Genomic DNA, 5,170 nt, shown 5'->3' on the forward strand with positions numbered 1-5,170 from the left:
AGAATCACCGGCGTGGCAGTGCGGAGAGGGTCAAGAATGTCAGTCGGTCGAAGTCTGTTTGCGGCGACGCTCGCCGGTACGCTTGCTTTGGCGGTTTCGCCCGCGTCGAGCCAGACGCTACGATACGCCAACCAGGGTGACTTGAAGTCGCTCGATCCGTATACTTTGAACGAGAGCACCACGCACGCCCATCTCGGTCACGTCTATCAGGGCCTCACCGCGCGCGACAAGGACCTCAAGATCATTCCGGCACTGGCTGAAAGCTGGGAAACGCCGGAGCCGACCCGCTGGCGCTTCCACTTGCGCAAGGGCGTCAAGTTCCACAACGGCAATCCCTTCACGGCCGACGACGTGCTGTTCTCAGCCGATCGTGTCCGCAAGAAGGGGTCCAACATGCAGACCCGCCTCGCGCCCGACGTCAAGGTCGTGAAGGTCGACGACTACACCGTCGACTTCGTTCTGCCTTCGCCCAATCCCATCCTGCATAATGCGTGGGATGTCTGGTACATCATGAACAAGAAGTGGGCCGAGGAGAACAACGTCGTCGATCCGACCCCGGTGGCGGCGACCACGCCGAGCTACGCCTCGCTCAACGAGAACGGCACCGGCCCCTTCATCATCGAAAGCCATCAGCCCGGCGTGAAGACCGTGTTCAAGGCCAACCCCAATTACTGGGGCAAGGTCGAGGGCAATCTGAAGGAGATCATCTTTACCCCGATCGCATCCGACGCCACCCGCGTCGCCGCGCTGCTCTCGGGCGAAGTCGATGTCATCGAGCCGGTACCGATCCAGGACATCTCCCGTGTCGATTCCAGCCCAAACGCCCAGGTGCTGAAGGGACCGGAGCTTCGCACCATCTTCATCGGCTTCGACCAGACCCGCGACGAGCTGCTCTACTCCAACATCAAGGGCAAGAATCCGTTCAAGGACGCCCGCGTCCGCGAAGCCTTCTACAAGGCGATCGACATCGAGCTGATCAAGACGCGCGTCATGCGCGGACTGTCGACGCCCTCGGCACTGATGATCGCTCCGGAACTGTTCGCGCTCTCCAAGGAGTTCACACGGCCGAAATTCGATGCTGACGGCGCCAAGAAGCTCCTCGCCGAGGCCGGCTACCCCGACGGTTTCGAGGTCACCATGGACTGCCCGAACGACCGCTACGTCAACGACGCAGCGATCTGCCAGGCCGTAGTCGGCATGCTTGCCCGCATCGGCGTCAAGATCAATCTCCTGGCGCAGCCGAAGGCGCAATACTTCGCCAAGGTGCTCAAGCAAGGCAACTACCAGACATCGTTCTACCAGCTGGGCTGGACCCCGAGCACCATGGACTCCCATAACGTGCTCTACGACATCATGGGCTGCCGCGACGATGCGAAGTCCTCGCGCGGCGAGGCCAATCTCGGCGGCTATTGCAACAAGGAGTTCGACGCCATCACCGACAAGGTGCTGGTCGAAACCGACACCGCCAAGCGCAACCAGCTGATCAAGCAGGCATACGAGATCAGCATGAAGGACTGGGCCTACATTCCGCTGCACCAGCAGGCCCTGGCCTGGGGCGTGTCGAAGAAGGTGAACCTGCCGCAGCGCGCCGACAATCTGGTCATGTTCCACTGGGCGACCAAGAAGGAATAGCGTCGATCGATCACGAGGTCCCGGCAGCGAGCGCTTCCGGGACCTTTCCTTTTCCGGCTGACGTGATCGTCGGCCGCACGCTTACCCAAGGACAGTGGAAGGCATGCTCGCTTTCACGCTTCGCCGCGCCGTTCAGGCCATCGGCGTCATGTTCGCCGTCGGCATCATCGCGTTCTCGATGTTCCGTTTCGCCGGCGACCCCGTCAACCAGATCGTCTCCATCGACACCTCGGCGGCCGAGCGACTTGCGGACGATCGCGCGCTCGGCCTCGACGATCCCGTGCCGGTGCAGTTCATGCGCTATTTCGCCGATGCCGCGCAGTTCAAGTTCGGCGTCTCCTACCAATTTCGCCAGCCGGTCTCGACGCTGCTGAGCGAGCGCATGCCCGCCACCCTGGAACTGGCGATTTGCGCCACCGTGTTTGCAATGGTGTTCGGCATCCTGATGGGGGTCTATTCGGCACTCAAACGCGACACCGTGCTCGCCAAGCTTTTTCAGGCCGTGTCTTTGATCGGCATCTCGCTGCCGACCTTCCTGATCGGTATTCTCCTGATCTATCTGTTCGCAGTGACATTGGGCTGGCTGCCCTCGTTCGGCCGCGGTGAGGTGGTCAAGCTCGGCTGGTGGACCACGGGCCTGCTCACGGTGTCTGGACTGAAGGCGCTGATCATGCCCTCGATCACGCTGGGCCTGTTCCAGATGACCCTGATCATGCGGCTGGTGCGCGCGGAGATGCTGGAAGTCTTGCGGACCGACTATATCCGCTTCGCCCGGGCAAGAGGGCTGACCACACGAGCGATTCATTTCGGCCACGCGCTGAAGAACACGCTGATTCCCGTGATCACCGTGGCCGGACTGCAGTTTGGCTCGGTTATTGCATTTTCGATCATCACCGAAACCGTGTTCCAATGGCCGGGCATGGGATTGTTGTTCGTGCAGGCCGTGCAGAACGTCGATATCCCGATCATGGCCGCGTACCTCCTGATGGTTTCCCTGATCTTCGTCACCATCAATCTGGTGGTCGACATTCTCTACACCGTGGTCGATCCGCGCCTGCGCTCGACCGTCGGCCGCGCCGCATAGGACAACCCGCATGTCCGACGCAGTCGTCTCCGATTCCGACAAGCAGAGTGCAAAGCCGGCCCATGCCGCTCACGGCTGGTTCGGCCGCGCGCTCGACAGCGACCTGTTCTATTCGTTCCGGCGCTCGAAGCTGACCATGGTGGCCGCGGCCATCACGGTCTTGTTCTTCCTGCTCGCGATCTTCGCGTCCGTGCTCGCGGTGCAAAACCCGTTCGATCCGGCACAATTGCAGTTGATGAATTCGCGGATCTCGCCGCTCTGGACCGCGGACGGCCAGAGCCCCTTCCTGCTCGGCACCGACGAACAGGGTCGTGACGTGTTCTCCGCCATCCTCTACGGCATGCGCATCTCGCTCGCGGTCGGTCTTGCAGGCGTGATCTTCGCTGGTGCGCTCGGCATCGCTCTCGGCCTGATCGCAGGCTATTTCGGAGGCGCAATCGACGGCGTCATCATGCGCATCGCCGACGTGCAGCTCACCTTTCCCGCGATCCTGATTGCGCTCTTGGTCAACGGCATCGCGAAATCGATCCTCGGCAACCGGCTGGACGCCACCAGCATGCTGGTCGTGCTGGTAATCTCCATCGGCCTGAGCTTCTGGGTGGGGTATGCCCGGACCGTGCGCAGTTCCGTGATGGTGGAGAAGAACAAGGACTACGTCGCCGCCGCGCAGCTGATCGGCCTTCCGGCGCCGAAGATCATGCTGCGGCACGTGCTGCCGAACACGATGGGCCCGATCCTGGTCATCGCCACCATCAACCTCGCGCTCGCCATCATCACCGAGGCGACGCTGTCCTTCCTCGGTGTCGGCCTGCCTGACACCATGCCCTCGCTCGGCACGCTGATCCGCATCGGCAACAACTATCTGTTCGCCGGCGAATGGTGGATCGTTGCCTTCCCGGGGCTCGCGCTCGCGGCGCTGATCCTGTCGATCAATCTGCTCGGCGACTGGCTGCGCGACGCGCTCAATCCGAAGCTTCGATGAGCAAGACTTCGATGAGAGCGCCTCGCTCATGACCGAACCCATCCTCTCCGTACGCGATCTTCACGTGGAGTTCGCCTCCCGCCGCGGCACGCTGCGCGCCATCGACGGCGTCTCCTTCGACATCGCCAAGGGCGAAGTGCTGGGCGTGGTCGGCGAATCCGGAGCCGGCAAGTCCGTCACCGGCCTCGCCGTGATCGGCTTGATCGACCCGCCCGGACGCATCGCCGGCGGCGAGATCCGTCTCGCCGGCCTGCGCATCGACAATCTGCCGCCGGAGGAGATGCGCCGCATCAGGGGCAAGCGGATCGGCATGATCTTTCAGGATCCGCTCACCTCGCTCAATCCGCTCTACCGGGTCGGCGACCAGATCGTCGAGACGATCCGAACCCATCTCAATCTGTCCGAGACCGCCGCCCGCCGCCGCGCCATCGATCTGCTCGCCGAGGTCGGCATTCCCGCGCCGGAAAAGCGCATTGACGGCTATCCGCACGAGTTTTCCGGCGGCATGCGTCAGCGCGTCGTGATTGCGCTCGCGATCTGCGCCGAGCCGGAGCTGATCATCGCGGACGAGCCGACCACGGCGCTCGACGTCTCCGTGCAGGCGCAGATCATCTCGCTGATCAAGCGGCTCGGCCGCGACCACGGCACCGCGGTGATGCTGGTGACGCACGACATGGGCGTGATCGCGGAAACCTCCGACCGCGTCGCGGTGATGTATGCCGGCCGCGTCGCCGAGATCGGCCCGGTGCAGGACGTCGTGAGGACCCCGCTGCATCCCTACGCCAAGGGGCTGATGGGCGCGATCCCGACGCTGGCCGGCGAGGATAAGCGCCTGGTGCAGATCCCGGGCTCGATGCCGCGTCTGTCGGCGATTCCGCCGGGCTGTTCGTTCAACCCGCGTTGCGCCTTCGCCTTCGATCGGTGCCGGGCGGAGCGGCCGGAGCCGCAGCCGCGCGGCGCGCAATCGGTCGCCTGCCATCTCTACGACGATGTGCCGGCGGAGAGTGCGGCATGAGCGCTCCCTTCGTTCAGGCCACGAACCTGCGCCGCGTCTTCGACGTCTCGAAACCTTGGCTCAACCGCGTGCTCGAAGGCGGACATCTCGAATATCTCAAGGCGGTCGATCACGTTACCTTCAGCATCAGGAAGGGCGAGACGTTTGCGCTGGTCGGCGAGTCCGGCTCCGGCAAGACCACGGTCGCACGCATGGTCGTCGGCCTGCTGCCGCCGAGCGCCGGCGACGTCCTCATCGACGGCGTCTCGATGACCGACCCGCGGCAGGCGCCGGCGCGGCGAAAGCTGCGTCGCCGCATCCAGATGATCTTTCAGGATCCCTATGCAAGCCTGAACCCGCGCTTCCGCGTCGATGCCATCATCTCCGAGCCGATCCGCGCCTTCGGCCTGATCCAGGGCGAGCGCGACATTCAGGCCCGCGTCGGCGAGCTGCTCGGCCTCGTCGGCCTGCACCCGGA

Annotated in this window: 5 protein-coding genes; all 5 read left to right on the forward strand. The window is 63.7% G+C overall.

All coding sequences use genetic code 11. The features are described from left to right. The first annotated feature begins 36 nt into the window (after positions 1 to 36). Positions 37 to 1,632, forward strand: coding sequence for an ABC transporter substrate-binding protein (locus tag JHD07_RS23655; protein ID WP_291626436.1), 1,596 nt, complete (start codon positions 37 to 39; stop codon positions 1,630 to 1,632). Between the two features lie 103 nt (positions 1,633 to 1,735). After that, positions 1,736 to 2,716, forward strand: a complete 981-nt coding sequence (locus tag JHD07_RS23660) for an ABC transporter permease (protein WP_291626438.1) — start codon at positions 1,736 to 1,738, stop codon at positions 2,714 to 2,716. A gap of 10 nt (positions 2,717 to 2,726) precedes the next feature. Further along, positions 2,727 to 3,698, forward strand: a complete 972-nt coding sequence (locus JHD07_RS23665) for an ABC transporter permease (protein ID WP_291626440.1) — start codon at positions 2,727 to 2,729, stop codon at positions 3,696 to 3,698. Positions 3,699 to 3,726: 28 nt separating this feature from the next. Beyond that, positions 3,727 to 4,713 (forward strand): ABC transporter ATP-binding protein, encoded by a 987-nt coding sequence (locus JHD07_RS23670; protein WP_291626442.1) that lies wholly within the window; start codon positions 3,727 to 3,729, stop codon positions 4,711 to 4,713. Beyond that, a partial coding sequence (locus JHD07_RS23675) for an ATP-binding cassette domain-containing protein (RefSeq protein WP_291626443.1) occupies positions 4,710 to 5,170 on the forward strand: 461 nt, incomplete at its 3' end. The genes JHD07_RS23670 and JHD07_RS23675, both read left to right, overlap by 4 nt.

Source organism: Bradyrhizobium sp. (assembly GCF_016462955.1).
GTDB lineage: Bacteria > Pseudomonadota > Alphaproteobacteria > Rhizobiales > Xanthobacteraceae > Bradyrhizobium.